This is a genomic window from Cellulomonas sp. ICMP 17802, from assembly GCF_041295535.1.
GTDB lineage: Bacteria > Actinomycetota > Actinomycetes > Actinomycetales > Cellulomonadaceae > Cellulomonas.
This window is the reverse complement of the sequence record NZ_JBGFQZ010000001.1, coordinates 586,869-603,526: the sequence shown is the minus strand read 5'-3', so window position 1 is coordinate 603,526 and position 16,658 is coordinate 586,869. Positions and strand designations below refer to the sequence as shown.

General features: G+C 74.3%; 17 protein-coding genes and 1 tRNA gene. 7 read left to right on the top strand and 11 right to left on the bottom strand.

Going from position 1 to position 16,658, the window contains the following annotated elements; genetic code table 11:
* Positions 1-4: 4 nt before the first annotated feature.
* Positions 5-802, top strand: a complete 798-nt coding sequence (locus AB5970_RS02965; protein WP_370502404.1) for an SGNH/GDSL hydrolase family protein — start codon at positions 5-7, stop codon at positions 800-802.
* 10 nt (positions 803-812) lie between these two features.
* On the opposite strand, the gene AB5970_RS02960 is transcribed toward AB5970_RS02965, so the two are convergent.
* From AB5970_RS02960 to AB5970_RS02935, 6 genes are all read right to left on the bottom strand, one after another.
* On the bottom strand, positions 813-1,370 hold the full coding sequence (locus AB5970_RS02960; protein WP_370502403.1) for a hypothetical protein: 558 nt from the start codon (positions 1,368-1,370) through the stop codon (positions 813-815).
* Positions 1,367-1,957, bottom strand: a complete 591-nt coding sequence (locus AB5970_RS02955) for a ricin-type beta-trefoil lectin domain protein (RefSeq protein WP_370502402.1) — start codon at positions 1,955-1,957, stop codon at positions 1,367-1,369. The genes AB5970_RS02960 and AB5970_RS02955 overlap by 4 nt, the downstream gene beginning before the upstream one ends.
* The gene (locus AB5970_RS02950) at positions 1,951-2,526 is read right to left on the bottom strand and encodes a hypothetical protein (RefSeq protein WP_370502401.1); all 576 of its coding nucleotides are present in this window, start codon (positions 2,524-2,526) and stop codon (positions 1,951-1,953) included. Before AB5970_RS02950 ends, AB5970_RS02955 begins: the two co-directional genes overlap by 7 nt.
* On the bottom strand, positions 2,523-3,080 hold the full coding sequence (locus AB5970_RS02945) for a signal peptidase I (protein WP_370502400.1): 558 nt from the start codon (positions 3,078-3,080) through the stop codon (positions 2,523-2,525). Before AB5970_RS02945 ends, AB5970_RS02950 begins: the two co-directional genes overlap by 4 nt.
* Before the next feature lie 66 nt (positions 3,081-3,146).
* A complete protein-coding gene (locus AB5970_RS02940; RefSeq protein WP_370502399.1) occupies positions 3,147-3,710 on the bottom strand; it encodes a hypothetical protein in 564 nt (187 codons plus the stop codon).
* Between the two features lie 208 nt (positions 3,711-3,918).
* Positions 3,919-5,091, bottom strand: coding sequence for a sensor histidine kinase (locus AB5970_RS02935; RefSeq protein WP_370502398.1), 1,173 nt, complete (start codon positions 5,089-5,091; stop codon positions 3,919-3,921).
* Between the two features lie 90 nt (positions 5,092-5,181).
* On the opposite strand from AB5970_RS02935, the gene AB5970_RS02930 reads away from it, so the two are divergent.
* The gene (locus AB5970_RS02930) at positions 5,182-5,853 is read left to right on the top strand and encodes a response regulator (RefSeq protein WP_370502397.1); all 672 of its coding nucleotides are present in this window, start codon (positions 5,182-5,184) and stop codon (positions 5,851-5,853) included.
* A 95-nt stretch (positions 5,854-5,948) separates the two neighbouring features.
* Entirely contained in the window at positions 5,949-6,569 is a 621-nt protein-coding gene (locus tag AB5970_RS02925; protein ID WP_370502396.1) for a pentapeptide repeat-containing protein, read from the top strand.
* A gap of 4 nt (positions 6,570-6,573) precedes the next feature.
* On the opposite strand, the gene AB5970_RS02920 is transcribed toward AB5970_RS02925, so the two are convergent.
* The 5 genes from AB5970_RS02920 to AB5970_RS02900 all read right to left on the bottom strand — a co-directional run bounded on the left by AB5970_RS02920 (position 6,574) and on the right by AB5970_RS02900 (position 11,143).
* Positions 6,574-7,788, bottom strand: a complete 1,215-nt coding sequence (locus AB5970_RS02920) for a serpin family protein (protein ID WP_370502395.1) — start codon at positions 7,786-7,788, stop codon at positions 6,574-6,576.
* Position 7,789: 1 nt separating this feature from the next.
* Positions 7,790-7,863 (bottom strand) — tRNA-Thr (locus tag AB5970_RS02915).
* Between the two features lie 58 nt (positions 7,864-7,921).
* On the bottom strand, positions 7,922-8,842 hold the full coding sequence (locus AB5970_RS02910; protein WP_370502394.1) for a DsbA family protein: 921 nt from the start codon (positions 8,840-8,842) through the stop codon (positions 7,922-7,924).
* 42 nt (positions 8,843-8,884) lie between these two features.
* On the bottom strand, positions 8,885-9,382 hold the full coding sequence (locus AB5970_RS02905; RefSeq protein WP_370502393.1) for a hypothetical protein: 498 nt from the start codon (positions 9,380-9,382) through the stop codon (positions 8,885-8,887).
* 63 nt (positions 9,383-9,445) lie between these two features.
* Entirely contained in the window at positions 9,446-11,143 is a 1,698-nt protein-coding gene (locus tag AB5970_RS02900) for a serine/threonine-protein kinase (protein ID WP_370502392.1), read from the bottom strand.
* A gap of 126 nt (positions 11,144-11,269) precedes the next feature.
* On the opposite strand from AB5970_RS02900, the gene AB5970_RS02895 reads away from it, so the two are divergent.
* Genes AB5970_RS02895 through AB5970_RS02880 form a run of 4 tightly spaced genes read left to right on the top strand, consistent with a single transcriptional unit; the run spans position 11,270 to position 16,609 of the window.
* A complete protein-coding gene (locus AB5970_RS02895; RefSeq protein WP_370502391.1) occupies positions 11,270-12,709 on the top strand; it encodes an alpha,alpha-trehalose-phosphate synthase (UDP-forming) in 1,440 nt (479 codons plus the stop codon).
* Complete coding sequence (gene otsB, locus AB5970_RS02890; protein ID WP_370502390.1) at positions 12,702-13,472, top strand: trehalose-phosphatase; 771 nt, start codon at positions 12,702-12,704, stop codon at positions 13,470-13,472. Before AB5970_RS02895 ends, otsB begins: the two co-directional genes overlap by 8 nt.
* Before the next feature lie 44 nt (positions 13,473-13,516).
* Positions 13,517-15,115 carry a PQQ-binding-like beta-propeller repeat protein gene (locus AB5970_RS02885; protein WP_370502389.1) on the top strand — a complete coding sequence of 533 codons (1,599 nt, stop codon included), beginning with the start codon at positions 13,517-13,519 and terminating at the stop codon, positions 15,113-15,115.
* A gap of 3 nt (positions 15,116-15,118) precedes the next feature.
* Complete coding sequence (locus AB5970_RS02880) at positions 15,119-16,609, top strand: PQQ-binding-like beta-propeller repeat protein (RefSeq protein WP_370502388.1); 1,491 nt, start codon at positions 15,119-15,121, stop codon at positions 16,607-16,609.
* Positions 16,610-16,658: the final 49 nt, after the last annotated feature.

Genomic DNA, 16,658 nt, shown 5'->3' with positions numbered 1-16,658 from the left:
GTCCGTGACTTCCTCGATCCCCCGCTGGTCCCGCTACGTCGCCATCGGCGACTCGTTCACCGAGGGCCTCTGGGACGACCCCGACGGCCGCGAGGCGCCGCAGCGCGGCTGGGCCGACCTGCTGGCCGCCCACCTGTCCGCGCGCCGCACCGCCGCCGGCGAGGAGCCGCTGCAATACGCGAACCTGGCCATCCGCGGGCGGCTGCTCAAGCCGATCCTGGTCGAGCAGGTCCCCGCGGCGCTCGCGCTCAAGCCCGACCTCGTGAGCCTGGTCGGCGGCGGCAACGACATCCTGCGGCCCACCGCCGACGTCGACCGCATGGCGCGCAACCTGGAGGCGGCCGTCGTGCGGCTGCGGACGGCCGGGGTCGACGTGCTGCTGGGCACCGGGGTCGACGCCGCCGACAGCCCGCTGGTCAAGGCCACCCGCAGCCGGGTCGCCATCTTCGACGCGCTCATCTGGTCGATGGCCCGGCGGCACGGCGCCTACATCGTCGACCTCTGGGGCATGCGCAGCCTGCGGGACTGGCGCATGTGGGCCGAGGACCGCATCCACCTCACCACCGACGGCCACGCCCGGGTGGCCCAGGCGGCCCTGGTCGGCCTCGGCCTGGAGCCCGACGACGCCGGCTGGGACGACCCGCTGACCCCCCTGCCGCCCACGCCGCGGATGCAGAAGGCCCGCGAGGACGCCGCCTGGGTGCGCGAGCACGTCTACCCGTGGGCGACCCGCCGCCTGCGCGGGAAGTCGTCGGGCGACGAGCGCACGCCGAAGCGGCCGGAGCTGTCGCCGCTGGACTGAGCGGCCACGGTCAGAGGCAGGACGCCGTGTTCCCGGCGCGGTTCTCGTAGAGCGGCGTGTACAGCGTCGTGGGCGGACCCCAGGTGGTGGGCGAGGTCGCGGTCAGCGAGGGCAGCGCGCTGCACGCCGACCGGACGACGAGGTTGCCGACGCCGGTGCCCGAGGTCGACCAGACCCAGCCGTTCGGCAGGCCGGGCGTCGTGCTCAGGTCGACCGTGAACCGGAAGTAGTCGGGATACGCCGCGCCGGTCGACGTGAAGGTGATGTCGAGGTTCGTCTGCCGCGAGGGTGCGGTGCCCCACCAGCCGGCCGCCTGCATCTTCACGCCGCTGACCGCACAGGTCGCTCCGGCGGTCACCGTCTCCACCGTGCCGACGAGGTGCACCACGGTGCAGGACGTCGTGCCGGTGCTCCAGGTCGCCGTCGTCGCCACGGCCGTGACGTGCACGTCGTTGGTCCACGCGGCCGACGTCGGCTCGGTCGACACGAGGCCGGCGAGCGCCGTGAGCACGAGTCCGACGACGGCGGTCAGGGCACGTCGACGTCCGGTGCCGCTGTGCTCGCTCATGCCGCGTCCGGCCAGTCCCAGGAGGTGAGCTGCCAGTCCTGGTTGGCGTTCGGGTAGGTGCACGTCGAGATCTGCACCTGGGTGGTGTCGGTCGTGGTCCCCCCGGGAACGAGCACGCAGCCTCCGGCGGCCGTGCTCGGCGTCCACGACAGGGCGGAGCGCAGCCGCAGCCACGGTGCCGTGGTCTTCGACCGGTCGACGGTCCAGCGCATGTTGGCGCCCGCGGTGCACGTCTTGATCTGCAGACCGGTGCCGTTCACGGTCGAGCTGCCGGGGACGGCGAGGCACCACCCGTTCGCCCGGATCGTGCCGTCGCTCATGATCAGCCACTTCTGGGCCGGGGTCTGGTTGCACGTGTAGATCTGCACGACGTTGGCGTCGGCCCACGTCCGGTTGCGGACGTCCAGGCACTTGCCGTGCTGGTCGGTGATCTGCACGAGCCAGAGGGTGGAGGTCGCCTGGGCACTCAGGTTCGCCTGATCGTTCCAGGCGGCCGACGTCGGCCCCACGGCGGTCCACGCGAGCAGCAGGAGGGCGGCGGCCGCGACCAGGGCCGCGGACACCCGCACGCGCAGCCGGTTCAGCACGACGCCGCCCCACGATCGGGCGTCGGGTCCTGGCGATCACGACGGCGCGACAGGGCGACGAGGAACATCCCGCCGCCGAGCAGCGCCACCGCGGCGGCGAGGAGCGGCCAGACCAGGTCCGCCCCGGTGGAGGCAAGGCGGCCGCCCGTCTCGACCAGGACCACGTGCCCCTCGAGCGAGGCGGTCTCGCCGGGGACGAGGGTGCGCGCCGTCGCCGAGACGGTCAGCGCGTACCGGCCGGTCGGCACCAAGATGCCGGTCCCGCCGTCGATGAGCGGGACGCACGAGCCTGACGCGGGGCACAGGCTGGCGACCCAGGCGACACCGCCGGCCGGCCCGCCCTCGCGCAGCCGCACGGTGGTGATCGACGAGTCGGTGGGGACGTCGAGGACGCGCGACTGGGTCACGGTCCGGTCGGGGAACAGGTTCTCGAAGGTGAACGTCATCCCTGCGGTGCGGGGCAGTGCGGCAGCTCCGGCGCCGGCGGCGCCGCAGACCACGCAGGCAAGCGCCAGCACAGCCCCGAGGGCGATGCTGAGCGCGGACCCGCTGCGCAGTCTGGTGATCATGAGGGTGGCGCGACGCTCGATCCGGTGAGGGCGGGCTCCTCGTCGTCGTCGACCGGACGCGGCCGTGACGGGTCGGAGGACAGAAAGGTGAGGCCGAGGAAGGCCAGGAGGGTGACGGCGAGCGGGATGGCCACGGTCCGCTTGGTGAGCGTGACGATCGCGCGTCCCCAGCCGGGCAGCTGCAGTGCGGGCTGCCACGCCTGGGCACCGACGACGTAGGGCTCGGCGTCCTCGGAGGGGTTCGCGTCGCCCTTCATCGTTGCCTGCCACGTGCCGTTCGCGAGCTGCTCGATGGCGACGACCCGGTGCGTGACGGTCTTGCCGGTGACGTCGCTGTGCAACGAAGCCACCTCACCGACGGCGAGGTCCCCGGTGTCGTGCGGCACGTCGATGAGCAGGTCACCGGTCATGATCCCCGGCTCCATGGAACCGGAGACGACGATCAGCGGCTTGATGAGTCCGAGGGCGGTGGCGCCCCAGACCAGCACGCTGGCGACCCCGACGACGGCGAGGGCCCAGAGGACGACGTTTCCTGCGGTGCGAATGATGCGCATGGTTGCCTCAGCTCCGGCGCGGGCCGGACACCGTCGGACGGTGCCCGGCCCGCGTCAGACGCCGGGTCAGGACGAGGCGCCCTGGAACTGCAGGGTGATCGCGCCGGCCTTGCCCTGGTAGGTGGCCGAGCCGTTCCAGGCCAGCGGCGGGGTCACCGTGACGGTCACGGTGGCCGTGCCGGTCAAGGCGGCCAGCGTGCCCGGCGCGCCGGTCGTGGTGACGACGGCCGGGTTGGCGCCGGTGAAGATCGCACCGGAGGTGGTGACCGTCGGGGCGGCCACGATCAGCGGGACCGTGCTGAGGTTCTTCAGGTTGACCGTGTACTGGCGGGCGACGCCGGGCTCCAGGTTGAGGAACGCCGAGGACGGGATGACGATCGCGGTGGCCGAGGTGTCGGCGTCGGCCCACACGACGGGGGTGCCGGTGCCACCCTGCAGCTGGATGGTCGGCGTGGTGGCCGCGGCGCTGAACCACGCGTCGTCGGTCCAGGCCGCCGACGTGGCGGCCGCGCCGATGCCCAGCAGGGCCGCGCCGGCGAAGCTGAACTTGATGATCGCGGCGCGCTTGCGCTTCTTGCGCTCCGGGGCGTCCTGGGCGATGACGTCGTTCGTGGACTTCGTGGAAGCCATGGTGATCTCCTGATCGGGACGGTGCGGGGAATCGGCACCTCACCGAGACCCGCTCACGGAGACACGCCGAGAGGCGGTCGTCCGCGAACGTAGGTGTCATCGGCATGGACACTCGTCCAAGTCTGGGTGGCAGCACCCCGGCCGCCCGGATTGCGAGCTTCTTTCACCCCGCACAAATACGGCCCATCCGTCAACGTGGACAGGCGTCCTACTCGGCTCCGGCCCCCAGCGGCAGCCACGCCTCCAGGCGGGCGCCCTTCTCGCGGCCCGGCGAGATCGCCAGGCGGCCGCCCACGAAGGACAGCCGGGTGCCCAGGCGGGCGGTGCCCGAGGGCAGGCCGGCGCTCGACGGGTCGTAGAGCTGGCCGTCGTTCTCGACACCCACGTGGAGCACGTCGTCCTCGACGTCGAGGGTGACGACGACCGAGGAGGCGGGACCGTGCTTGAGCGCGTTGGTCACGGCCTCCTCGACCACGCGGACGGCCAGCAGCCGCTCGCTCACGGTCAGGGAGCAGCCGGTGGGGTCGTCGAGGCGCCGGACGGCGTCGCTGACGGTGAGGCGGGTCGCGATGCTGGAGGGGAGGCGTCCGAGCAGCGCGCGCACCGCCGGCACCACGCCGAGCTCGATGCGGTCCGGGTAGAGCAGCCGGCTCATCTCCCGCACGTCGGTCTCGCGGGCCTCCGCCAGCTGGGCGCGCACCCAGCCGAGCGACTCGACGTCCTCACGGGTCAGACCGCCGTCGGCGGTGTGCACGAGGACGTCCTCGAGCCGGGCGTCGACCAGCACGAGCTTCGACTGCAGCGTGCCGTGCAGGCCCTCGGCGACCGCGCGGCGGACCCGGATCTCCTCCTGCTCGAGCGCCTTGACGGCGAGCTCGACGTGCACCGCGTCGCGCGCGGCGGCGCGGGTCCGGACCCGCGCGGTCCGGCGCGTCGCCATCGCCCACATGCCGATGAACCCCGAGACCGCGCCGAGGACGAATCCACTGATCAGCTCCGCGTCCCGCGCCGGGTCCGACGCGTCGGCGTGGACGCCGAACGCGAGCTGCGCCCCGAACCGCACGGTCGACGCGACGGCCGCCGCGAGGACGACGTACCCGATCATGACCCAGAGGCGGGTGGCACGGTGCGCCTGGATCAGGGCCAGGACGCCGACCAGCACGACGACCGCGATGGCGTTCGCGCCGAGCCGGGCCCAGATCGAGACGTAGGCCCAGTCGGGGATGTAGCTGGCGTACACGTACGTCGACTGCAGCGCGGCACCCACGCCGTAGCCGAGCGCGATGATGGCGGTCCCGCGCAGCAGGGTGATGCGGTCGCGCGAGAGGTCGTCCCGGCGGGTGGCGAGCGCCGCGGCGGAGTCGGTCGACGACGTCGTCATCCCGCCTCCTTCGTCGCAGTCGTGGTGTGCACACATGGTCACCCGGCGCGTAGCGCGCGGCGAACCCAGCCGCAGACGATACTGGCGGCGATGAGTGTTCCCGCCACCAGTTCCCTCCGCGTCGCCGTCGTCGAGGACCAGCCGCTGTTCCGCTCCATGCTCGAGCACACGCTCGCCGGCACGCCCGGTCTGCACGTGGTCGCGGCGGTCGGCACGGCCACCGAGGCCATGCGCCTGCTGCGCCCTGGCCTGGTCGACTGCGTCATCCTCGACATCGACCTGCCCGACGGGAACGGCATCGCGCTCGGCGTCACGCTGCGGCGCCGGATGCCGACGCTGGGCATCCTGCTGCTGTCCGCGCACGACGCGATGGACCTGCTGCTCGACCTGCCGGCCGACGTGGCCGCCGGGTGGGGGTACCTCTCGAAGACGTCGTCGACGAGCGAGGAAGTGCTGGTCAACGCCGTGCGCGCGGCCTCCGTCGGCGAGACCGTGCTCGATCCCGCGCTGCTGGCGCGCATGACGCCGCGCGCCGGGTCGGCGGTCGCCCGGCTCACCGACCGGCAGTACGAGGTGCTCCGCCTGCTGGCCGCGGGGCTGTCCAACGCGGGCATCGGCGACCGGCTCGGGATCACCGAGAAGTCCGTACAGAATCACGTCAACGGGATGTACGCGACCCTCGGGATCGACAGCGACCCGCAGCGCAACCCGCGGGTCAGCGCCGCCCTGCGGCTGCTGGAGGAGACCGGCCCGGCCGTCTGACTCGTCCGGTTCCTCCCCCGCCCCGCCGGCGGTGCACTTTCACCCGGTCGACCGCTTGCGCGACGCGCCCGGTGGTCGTGCGCCATGATCGGGCCATGGCCGAGCGACGCGGCGGCGAGGCCGCTCCCCCCACCACGACGACCGTGCGGGGCGAGGACTGGTACGCCCGCGACCTGTCGGGCGAGGTGTTCCGCAACGTCGAGTTCGTCGACCTCGACCTCACCGAGGCGTCCGGCACCGGCGCGGTGTTCGAGGAGTGCGTGTTCCGGCACGCCAAGTTCAACGCCTCCGTGCACACCGACGCCGCGTTCATGAACTGCACGTTCCACCGCTCCAACTTCTTCGACGTGCGGTTCGAGCGGTGCAAGCTGATCGGCTCGATGTTCGACGGGTGCACGTTCGACCTCACGGTGGTCGAGGGTGGCAACTGGTCGTTCGTCGGCCTGCCCGGCGCCGACCTGCACTCCGCACGGTTCACCGGGGTCCGGCTGCGCGAGGCCGACCTGACCGGGGTGCGTGCCGCCCGCGGCACGCTGCGCGACTGCGACCTGGCCGGGGCGTGGCTGCACCTGGCCGACCTGTCGGGCTGCGACCTGCGCGGCAGCGACCTCGCGGGCATCGACCCGCCGACCGTCAAGCTCGAGGGCGCGATCATCACGCTGCCGCAGGCCGTGGTGATCGTCGAGGCGATGGGGCTGGACCTACGGGTCGAGTGACGGGTCAGGGACGCGGCCGCGCCACCCAGGCGCCGAACACCGGGACGCCCTCCCAGGCCGGCACGCCGAGGTCGACGGACCCCCACCCGCGGGCCACGTCCGGCACGCTGCCGGTCGCCACCGCGAGCACGGCGTAGGGGCGCTGGAACCGGATCGTCGCGCGGCGGTGCCGGACGACGACCGGCTCGGGCGCCGAGCCGGCCCGCATCGCGACGGCCGTCACCGAGGCGGCCTCGAACCCCTCGCGGCTGAACGCCGCGACGGTGACCTGGCGCGCCTGGAACCGCCCGGGCCGGTACTCGGGCCGCAGGAGCCGACCGAGCGTCGCGAACGCCGCCGCCATCCCCTCGGCGCCGGCCAGGTCGAGGCTCGACTCCGCGTCCCACGCGGGGAGGACGGCGCCGACGGACTCCCGGAGCGCAGGGCCGCCGTGACCCTGCTCGGCCGCCTCGGTCACCTCCCAGGCGTGCCCGGGACCGAGGGGGACGTCGAAGAGGGAGGCTCGGCGCGCGAGCCCCTGCGCGATCTCCCCCGCCGCGCCGTGGACGTCCGCCGGCGCGACCTCGGGGGCGGCGATCACCGAGAACACCCGCAGGCCGTCGGACGAGCCGGCCACCTGCACGCCGACGAGGCCCGCCGCCTGCGTCTGCGCCAGGTACGACTCGTGCCGCCCCGGCGAGGCCTGCAGCGCCGTCGTCACGCGGGCGCCGAACTCGCCGCCGAGGCGTGCGGCGCCGACCTCGTCGAACGGCTCGAGCCAGCTCACCCGCGTCGCCAGGGCGCTCACCAGGACCAGCGCCGTGGCGGCGTCGACCCGGACCGGGAACGACCGGACCAGGTCGTTCGTGTGCGCGGCCACCCACCGGTCCGCGTCGGCCCGCGACGGCACCGGGCCCGCCTCCGCGGCGGGCGGGAGCGCGGCCGCCCAGGCGTCGAACCGGTCCCTGTCGAGCAGCGCCTGCTGCGCCCACACGGCGAGCGCGGACGCGACGGCGGGGTGCGGGCCGGCTACGAGCTCGCCCGCCCGGCGCGCGGCGTCGTCGGCGTCGGTTCCCAGCACGTCCTCGAGCTCCGCACGGGCGGGGCCGTCGGCGAGCGGCGCCACGAGCGCCAGCAGCAGCCACAGACCCAGCGGGGACGCCGTCCCGTGCTCGGCCAGGTAGCGCGCGAGGAACGGCTCGCCGAACCGCACGACCAGCTGTGCGGTGGTCGGACTCATGAGCCCCCTATCGGATTCGAACCGATGACCCCCTGTTTACAAGACAGGTGCTCTGGCCGACTGAGCTAAGGAGGCGGGCGCGCCCAGGATAACCGGGCGCCCCTCGCGAGGAGCGCCCGGTCATCCGTGGCCGCTAGGAGCCCTGCGCGGCCTGCACGGCCTGGAGCAGGGCGCCCGGGGTCTGCCAGGCGCCGCCGAAGTCCTGGCCGTTGATCAGCACGGTCGGCGTGGAGATCTTGCCGATGTCGGTGCTCATCTGGTTGGTCGCCGCGGCGACCCACGGGGCCATGGTGCGCCACGTGCCGTCCTGCGAGGCCTCGACGTCACCGGTCTTGGTCGTGTAGGAGCCGTTCACCGTGTCGGTGAACGAGTCGGCCACGTCCTGCGGGACGCCGAGGTCGGTGGCGATCTTGGCGATCTCCGCATCGGTCCGGCCCGCCGAGCCCTCGGCCGGCTGGTCCTTGTACATGGCGGACACGAACGCGGCGAACTGCGCCGGAGCCTTGTCGGCGACGATGGCCGCGGCGTTGGCGGCGCGGGTCGAGTACGAGGTGCCCGCCGACTTGGAGTCGAGGAACGAGATCGGGTGGTACTCGACGGTGGTGCCGCCGTCGGCGAGGAGGGTGGCGATGTCGTCGCCGTTGATCTCCTCGAACTGCCCGCAGATGGGGCACATGAAGTCGAAGTAGATGGTCAGGGTGACGTCGCCGTCGCCGACCACGCCGACGTCGTCGGCGGTGTCCCCGCTGACGGGGATGCCGCCGTTGTCGGTGGCGGGCGCGGGTGCCGTGACGTCCGCGAGCGCGGGGGCCACGACGTTGGCGGAGTCGCCGCCGTACACGACGTCGGAGTTGGCGGCCACGTTGGCCTTGTTCTGGTTGATGATCAGGAAGGCGACGGCGATGAGCGCGACGACGGCGACGGCGAGACCGCTGATCGCGAGGATGCGGTTCCGCTTGGCCTTGCGCTCCTGCTCCTTGCGCATCTGGGCCGCCTTGAGGCGGGCCTCCTCGCGGCGCACCGCCTTGGTGGGACGCGGGTCGTTGGTGGGCATGGGTGCTCCTGGGTCGGACGAGAAGGTGGGGTGGGCGGGCGGTCAGGCGACCGCGGGCGGGCCACGCCGCGCGATGCTGCCGAGCAGCACCCGCTCCGTCCACGACACCGCGGAGACGGGCAGGACCTGGCGCACCCGACGGGCGACCGGCGGCGCGGAGACCGTCCCGCGCAGGCCGGGCAGCGCCCGGCGCAGAAGCTGCCGGACCTGCCGGGACGCCCGCACGAGCAGGGCGGTCAGGCCGATGCCGCAGGCGGCGAGCGTCAGGTAGAGGGCCGCGACGGGGACCGCGATGCTGAGCAGCACGACGGCGCCCTGCGACACGCCGCCCAGGCCGTACGACCCGTCGGGGCAGTCGGCGGCGTCACTCAGCACCGACAGCCGCAGGCCGAGCGGGCCGAGCACCCCGCCGGCGGCGACGCAGTCGTGCAGCAGGACGCGTCCCTGCGCGGCGACGGCCGCGGCGAGGCCGGTGACCGCCAGCGCGGCGACCGGGGACAGGCGCGAGGCGGCCAGGTGCGGCCCTCGTCGCGCGGTCATGCCGCACAGCGTAGGGGTCGCGGCTGAGGATCACGGTGTCCGCGCCCGGCGGACCCCCGGAGGTCAGGGCAGGACGGGGGTGGGCAGGGGCGCCCAGGTGATGGGCGCGCCCGACAGGATCTGCGCGATGCACACGGCCGACGCCGCCAGCAGCACGACGGTCGCGACGAGCGCCCCCGTCCGGCCCGGCGCGACCACGGCGAGCACGCGCCGGGCGCCGATGCGGGTCATCAGCGAGAGCGGACCCCACCAGACGACGGCCGCGCCGAGCAGCACGATCGACCCGACCAGGATCGACGCGGTCAGCCCCTGCGGCTCCTGGCCCGACGGGGAGTCGCCCACCACCCAGCGGCCGTCGCCGATGAGCCACCAGGACACCCCGAGCAGGATGACGACCACGCTGGCACCGACCACGAGCGACGGCACCAGCCCGACGAGCGAGCGCAGCAGGTGCCACGGGCTGGTGGCCAGCGCGACCGCCGAGTCCGAGCGACGCACCCCGGCCCGTTCCCGCCGCCCGTACATGGCCTCGACGGTCGACCCCACGGTGCGCACGACGATGACGAGGATCGTGAAGACGACGAGCGTGACGCCCGGGTACAACGCGCCCGCGGAGCCGAGCAGGAGGCCGGCGGCCAGCAGGGTGCCCCAGCGCCGACGCGCGGGCGGGCGCTCGTACCCGGACCCCTCGGGCTCGGGCTCCTCGGACGCGTCGAGGTCCTCGTTGATCCAGTCGACGCCGTCGGGGTCCTCGTCCTCCCAGTCGTCGCCGTCGCCACCGACGGCCGCGTCGGCCGGGTCGAACGGGCGCGTGCGGCCGTCGTTCGCCACGAGCACCGGCGCGGCGGACGCCGCCGCGGCGGCCGTCAGGGGGCCCGCGGGCAGCACGGTGGTCCCGACGTTGTCGTCGGCGACGAGCACGGTCGTCTCGGTCTCGTCGGCGATCGGCTCGCCCTCCGCCGCCACGAGGGTGAGCGCCGCGACGACGTCGTCCGGCGAGGTGCGGTCCGCCGCGGCCGGCGCGAGCGCGCGCCGGAGGGCCGCGGCCGTCAGCGGTCCGAGCCCGTCGAGGTCCACGTCCCCCGAGCGCGCCCGCGCGAGCACGGCCTCCAGCGGCCGGGTGCCGAACGGGTCCCGACCCGTCGCGGCGAACGCCAGGATCGCCGCCCAGCCCCAGAAGTCGGACGAGGCATCGGGCTCCGCACCGTCCAGCAGCTCGGGCGCCAGGTAGCCCGGGGTGCCGATGACCAGGCCCTCGGCGGTCAGGCGCGAGTCGTCGGCGGCCTGCGCGATGCCGAAGTCGATGAGCACGGGTCCGTCGTCGCCGACGATGACGTTCGACGGCTTGAGGTCGCGGTGCACCACCCCGGCCCCGTGCACGGCGACGAGCGCGTCGCGCAGCCCCTCGGCCAGGTCGAGCAGCTCGTCGGCGTCCAGCGGACCCCGCTCGCGCACGTGCTCCTCGAGGTTGTCGCCGGCCACCAGCTCGGTCACCAGGAAGGCCTCCGTGGAGTCCGCCTCGGCGTCGAGGATCGCGGCGACGCCCGGGTGGCGCAGCTTCTGCAGGGCGTGCACCTCGCGGCGGAGCCGGTCGCGGGCGACCGCGTCGGACCCGATGTGCGGGTGCAGCATCTTGAGCGCGACCGGGTCCCCGCCCCCGTCGACCGCGCGGTAGACCGTGCCCATGCCCCCCGAACCGAGGGGCGCGACGACGGTGTATCCGCCGATCTCCGACCCCGGTGCCAAGCCGATCCGCTCCATCTCCGCACCGTAGCGGGACCCCCGCGCGCCCCGCCTGCCAACGCGCGGACTGCCCGTCACGCGCCGTCCGACCGTCGCGGCGCCGCCTGCACAGATAGGGTCGAGGAGACCCGAGGAGCTGATCTGTTGCCTTCCGACGCGCCCGCGCACGGCTACGACTTCGTCGTCGTCGCGAACCGTCTGCCCGTCGACGTGAGCCTGGGCGAGGACGGCGAGCCCACCTGGACCCGGTCGCCCGGCGGCCTGGTGACGGCCTTGGCGCCGGTGATGGCCAGCACGTCCGGCGCCTGGGTGGGCTGGGGCGGCTCGCCCGACCTCGAGCTCGACCCGTTCGACGTGGACGGCACGGAGCTGATCCCGGTCATGCTCTCCGAGGACGACCTCGAGCGGTTCTACGAGGGGTTCTCCAACGACACCCTCTGGCCGCTCTACCACGACGTCATCGAGCCGCCGGCGTTCCACCGGCAGTGGTGGGAGTCGTACCAGAAGGTCAACCAGCGGTTCGCCCAGGCCACGGCCGACCGGGCGGCCCAGGGCGCGACCGTGTGGGTGCACGACTACCAGCTGCAGCTGGTCCCCAAGCTGCTGCGCGAGCTGCGCCCCGACCTGCGGATCGGCTACTTCCACCACATCCCGTTCCCCCCGCTGGAGCTGTTCGCGCAGCTGCCGTGGCGCGTGCAGGTGGTCGAGGGGCTGCTCGGGGCCGACCTGGTGGGCTTCCAGCGGGCGGGCGACGCCGCCAACTTCGTCCGCGTGGTGCGTCGGCTGACGGACCTCACCACGCGCGGGCAGATGGTCACGCTGTCCAAGCACGGCGAGCCCGGGCGGCACGTGCGCGCGGCGGCGTTCCCCATCTCGATCGACTCGCACGCGTTCGACGAGCTGGCGCGCACCGACGCCGTCCGCGAGCGCGCGCAGCAGATCCGTCGCGAGCTCGGCGACCCCGAGTACCTGCTGCTGGGCGTCGACCGCCTCGACTACACCAAGGGCATCCGGCACCGGATCAAGGCGTACGGCGAGCTGCTCTCCGAGGAGCGGCTGTCGCCCCAGAGCACCACGCTCGTCCAGGTGGCCAGCCCGAGCCGCGAGAACGTGGGCGCCTACCAGACCCTGCGCGATGACGTGGAGCTGCTGGTCGGCCGCATCAACGGCGACTACGGCCAGGTGGGTCACGCGCCGGTGCAGTACCTGCACCAGTCGTTCCCCATGGAGGAGATGGCCGCCCTGTACCTCGCCGCGGACGTCATGCTGGTCACGGCGCTGCGCGACGGCATGAACCTGGTGGCCAAGGAGTACGTGGCGGCGCGGTCCGACGACCGGGGCGCCCTGGTGCTCTCCGAGTTCACGGGGGCGGCCGACGAGCTGACGGGAGCGGTGCTGGTGAACCCGCACGACATCGACGGGATGAAGGACGCGATCACGTACGCGGTGCACCTGGACGCGCGCGAGTCCCGCAAACGCATGCGCCGACTGCGCCGACGGGTGCTCGGGCACGACGTGGTCGCCTGGTCGGAGGACTTCCTCGCGGCCCTCAACGCGGTGCCCGTGCGAGCCGAGCGTGGCTGACCTCGACGCCGCCCTGCTCGCGGTGGCCGCGGACCCCGCCCGCCGGCCGCTGCTGGTGGCCCTCGACTTCGACGGCACCCTGGCGCCCCTGCAGGACGACCCCGCGGCGTCGCGCATCCTCCCGGCCGGCGTCGACGTGCTCGCCCGCCTGGCCGGCACGGACGGCGTCTCGCTCGCGCTCGTCTCCGGGCGGTCGATGAACGACCTGCACACGCTGGCCCAGGTGCCGGCCGGCACGTTCCTCATCGGAAGCCACGGCGCCGAGCGGGCGCGCGTGACCACGTGGGGGCTGGACCGGGACGTGGTCCAGCTGAGTGACGAGCAGGCCGACCGGCTGGCGTCGCTCGGCGCCGAGGCGGCCAGGATCACGCGGGGTCGCGACGGCGTCTGGGTGGAGACCAAGCCGACCGCCGTCGTCGTGCACACGCGGCTCGCCGAGGACGCGGTGGCCGAGCCGGCCGAGCAGGAGGCGATCGCCCTCGGGGAGCGGCTGGGCTCGGGCGTGCTGCACGGCAAGGACGTGGTCGAGATCTCGGTGCTCACGGCCAGCAAGGGCGACGCGCTGCGCGCGCTGCGCGACGAGCTGGCCGCACCGGTGGTGCTCTACGCGGGCGACGACGTCACCGACGAGCACGCGTTCGAGGCCCTCCACGCCGACGACCTCACCGTGAAGGTCGGGCCGGGCGACACGGCGGCACAGTTCCGGGTGGACGGGCCAGACCAGATGGTGGCCGCCCTGGCCGTCCTCGCCGACGCCCTCTGACCGCGCTGCTGGTCGGTCGCGGGGCGCAGGCGTAGCGTCGCCTCATGTCCGGCCGGATGCACCAGGTCGAGCTCGTCGAGGCCCCGGACGAGCCCGAGCGATCCCGTTCGGCCTCGCGACCCGCCGCCCCGTCGTCGCACGTCGACGTCGAGCTCGACGACGACGCGGACGCCCCGGACCGGACCGACGCCGACCAGCACCTCCTGGCCGCGCGGGGCTGGCTGCGCCGGCACGCCCGCTGGCTCGTCCCGGTGTCCGCCGGGCTCGTCCTCGCGCTCGTCACCACGCAGCTCGTGGTGAACCATCGCGAGTCGGCGCGGCTGGCCGCGCTCGCGGCGATCCCCGGCGTCGTGCCGCCGGCCGACCCCTCCATCGGCGTGGTGTGGCGCGCCGACCCGCTGCTCGCCCGCGCCGTCCAGACGGGCGCGGTGGTCGACGGCACCCTCGTAGGCGGCCTGCAGGACCAGGCGGGCGTGCTGTCGCTCGTCGGGCTGGACCCGGACACCGGCGCGACCACGTGGACCACGGCCGTGGACCAGCCCGCGCCCGCCACCTCGGACGGGGGCGGCTCGCTCTGGGTGACCTGCTCGGCGGTGCCGCACGGCGACTCGTCGGTCGCCCTCTGCGTCGCCCAGCAGCCCGGCGACGGCGGCCAGGGCAATCCCGACGCGTCCGTGTGGGTGGTCGACCCCGCCGACGGCTCCGTCCTGGCCACGCGCACGATCCCCGGCGACGGCGGGTTCGGGGTGGTGGACGACGCGCTCGTGGTCGCGCAGCGCGAGGCGACCGACGGCACACCAGCGAAGGCGGACGCCTCGTCGGTCCGCTGGGCCACCACCGCGACCGACCTGGTCACCGGCCGGACCAGCTGGACCTGGACGTCGCCCGCCGTGGACGTCCCCGGCCGCGAGGACGGGCCCCAGGCCTCGAACGCCACGGGATCGGCGTCCATCCAGGTCGCCGGCGACCGGGTCCTCGTCGCCGTCGACGGCCACGCGTGGATCCTCACCTCGCACGGCGAGCTCGTGCGCCACGTGGCCCTCGACCCCGGCGGCTGGGTCGAGCCCGCCCGCTCGGGGGCGTTCCTGCAGAGCACGTGGACGTCGGGCGGGCTCGACCACGGGAGCCTGCTGCTCCAGGACGGCCGCACGGTCCCGATCGAGGAGACCACCGCCTACCTCTCGGTCGACGACGGGTCCGCACCCGGCGTCGTCTTCACCGTCGGCCAGGGGCCCAGCGGCGCCGACGGCCTCTCCGGCTGGTCGGCGGCCACGGGGAAGCGGCTCTGGCACCTGGACGGCACGATCACCGCGGGCCTGCTGCTCGACGGCGTCCTCTACATCGCGTTCGACGACTCCCTGCGGGCCTACGACGCCACCACCGGGGACCAGCGGTGGAGCACGCCCGTCGACCGCGTGGTCCAGCAGGTCAGCACCGACGGCCGCTACCTGCTCGTGCCGGGCCTGGCCGCGACGCTCGAGGCGTACTCGCTGCGCGACGGCGGGCTCGTCTGGAAGAAGGACCTCATGAACGAGGTCGCCGGCGACCGGTCGCCGGTCTACGTGCAGGGCTTCCAGTCGGGCTGGCACGACCCGCGGCTCTTCGTGTGGATGGACACGGGTGCCCTCGCGGCCCTGGGGTGAGCGATGACCCTGCACACCGTGCACCTGGCACCCGTCGAGCTCGACGACGCGGACGGTGTCGACGACGGAGAGGCCCCGTCGGTCCTGCTGGCGTGGCTGCGGACGCACGCGCTGTCGGTGGCGGGGGCGGCCGCGGTGGTCGCGCTCGGTCTGCTCGGCGCGCAGTCCGCCATCGACACGCACGAGCGTGAGCGCCTGGCGTACCTCGCGGACGTCCCCGGCGTGCTCAGCCCGCTGCACGACCCGCTCGGCGAGCTCTGGCAGTGGGCGCCGACCGCCGGCTCGCTGGTGGCCGGCGACACGGCCGGCCGGTGGGCCATCGGCGCCCGGTACCACTCGGGCGGGGTCGACCTGCGCGGCACCGACCCGGACACCGGACGCGTCCTGTGGTCGGTCCCGTTCTCGCTCGACGCCGCGCTGCCCGCTGCCGGGCGCTCCGAGTTCCCCTCGGTGTGGGTCCGCTGCACCGCGCTCGCGCCCACCCACGACGCCCGTGCCGTCTGCGGCGCCGAGGTGTCCCCCGTGCCGGCCGCCGGCGCCGCGACGCCCCTGCTGGTGCTGGACCCGACCCGCGGCACGGTGCTGGCGTCGCCGGTGGTCGAGCCCGGCTCGCTCTGGTCGGTGACGGGCCGGCACCTGGTCGTCGCCAAGCCCGTGACCGACGACGGCGGGGGCGTGCGGTGGACCCTGACCGCGACCGACCCCACCACGGGGTCGGTGGCCTGGCGCCGGACGACGCCCGTGGTGCCCTCCGTCCACGAGGTGCACGTGGGCTCCGACGTGATCCGCTCCGAGGCCGAGCTGACCAGCGACGACGGCCGGGTCCTGCTCACCGACAGCGGCCACGCCTGGCTCTTCGGCGGCGACGGGTCCCCGCGCGGTGACGTCACGGTCGCGGCGGACGGCTGGGCCGAGCTGGCGCGCGCCGACACCCTGGTGTGGTCGCCGTGGCGGCCAGTTGCCGTCCCTGCGGCGGTCCTGGTCACCCGGGACGGCTCGCGCGTGGCGGTCGGCGAGATGCCGGCGACGCCCGCCGTCGACGACGGGTCCGCCCCCGACGTCGTCCTGCTGTCCGACGGCACCGACGGCCGCCGCCGACGGGACGGCAACGCGCTCGTCGCCCGGGACGCCACCACCGGCGACGAGCTCTGGCGCACCGAGGGGACCTCGGGCGACCCGATCCTGGTCGACGGCGTCGTGTACGTCGCGCACGGCACCGAGATCCTCGCCCAGGACGCCCGCACCGGCGACGTCCGGTGGCGCGCGCGCATCGGCTCCACCCCCGTCTACCTGGGTACGGACGGGACGCTGGTCATCGTCGTCACGGCCAACCAGACCCTGCGCGGCCTCGATCTGGCCGACGGCAGCCCGGCGCGCGCCGCCGACGTCGCGCGCCTGCTCTCCCGCGACCCGGGCGGCGTCGACCAGGTCAGCGAGTACGCCGGGCGCCTGCTCATCCGGTTCCTCGACGGGTCGGGCATCGTCGTGGGCTGACCGTGTGCTTGGTCACACCGTGGTGTGGACGGTCCACACCGGTATGGCA

Bases quoted from the DNA above. Each gene is read 5' to 3' on its own strand.
- AB5970_RS02960 (WP_370502403.1), bottom strand. From the start codon at position 1,370: ATGAGCGAGCACAGCGGCACCGGACGTCGACGTGCCCTGACCGCCGTC.
- AB5970_RS02950 (WP_370502401.1), bottom strand. From the start codon at position 2,526: ATGATCACCAGACTGCGCAGCGGGTCCGCGCTCAGCATCGCCCTCGGG.
- AB5970_RS02945 (WP_370502400.1), bottom strand. From the start codon at position 3,080: ATGCGCATCATTCGCACCGCAGGAAACGTCGTCCTCTGGGCCCTCGCC.
- AB5970_RS02940 (WP_370502399.1), bottom strand. From the start codon at position 3,710: ATGGCTTCCACGAAGTCCACGAACGACGTCATCGCCCAGGACGCCCCG.
- AB5970_RS02935 (WP_370502398.1), bottom strand. From the start codon at position 5,091: ATGACGACGTCGTCGACCGACTCCGCCGCGGCGCTCGCCACCCGCCGG.
- AB5970_RS02930 (WP_370502397.1), top strand. From the start codon at position 5,182: ATGAGTGTTCCCGCCACCAGTTCCCTCCGCGTCGCCGTCGTCGAGGAC.
- AB5970_RS02925 (WP_370502396.1), top strand. From the start codon at position 5,949: ATGGCCGAGCGACGCGGCGGCGAGGCCGCTCCCCCCACCACGACGACC.
- AB5970_RS02920 (WP_370502395.1), bottom strand. From the start codon at position 7,788: ATGAGTCCGACCACCGCACAGCTGGTCGTGCGGTTCGGCGAGCCGTTC.
- AB5970_RS02910 (WP_370502394.1), bottom strand. From the start codon at position 8,842: ATGCCCACCAACGACCCGCGTCCCACCAAGGCGGTGCGCCGCGAGGAG.
- AB5970_RS02905 (WP_370502393.1), bottom strand. From the start codon at position 9,382: ATGACCGCGCGACGAGGGCCGCACCTGGCCGCCTCGCGCCTGTCCCCG.
- AB5970_RS02900 (WP_370502392.1), bottom strand. From the start codon at position 11,143: ATGGAGCGGATCGGCTTGGCACCGGGGTCGGAGATCGGCGGATACACC.
- AB5970_RS02885 (WP_370502389.1), top strand. From the start codon at position 13,517: ATGTCCGGCCGGATGCACCAGGTCGAGCTCGTCGAGGCCCCGGACGAG.
- AB5970_RS02880 (WP_370502388.1), top strand. From the start codon at position 15,119: ATGACCCTGCACACCGTGCACCTGGCACCCGTCGAGCTCGACGACGCG.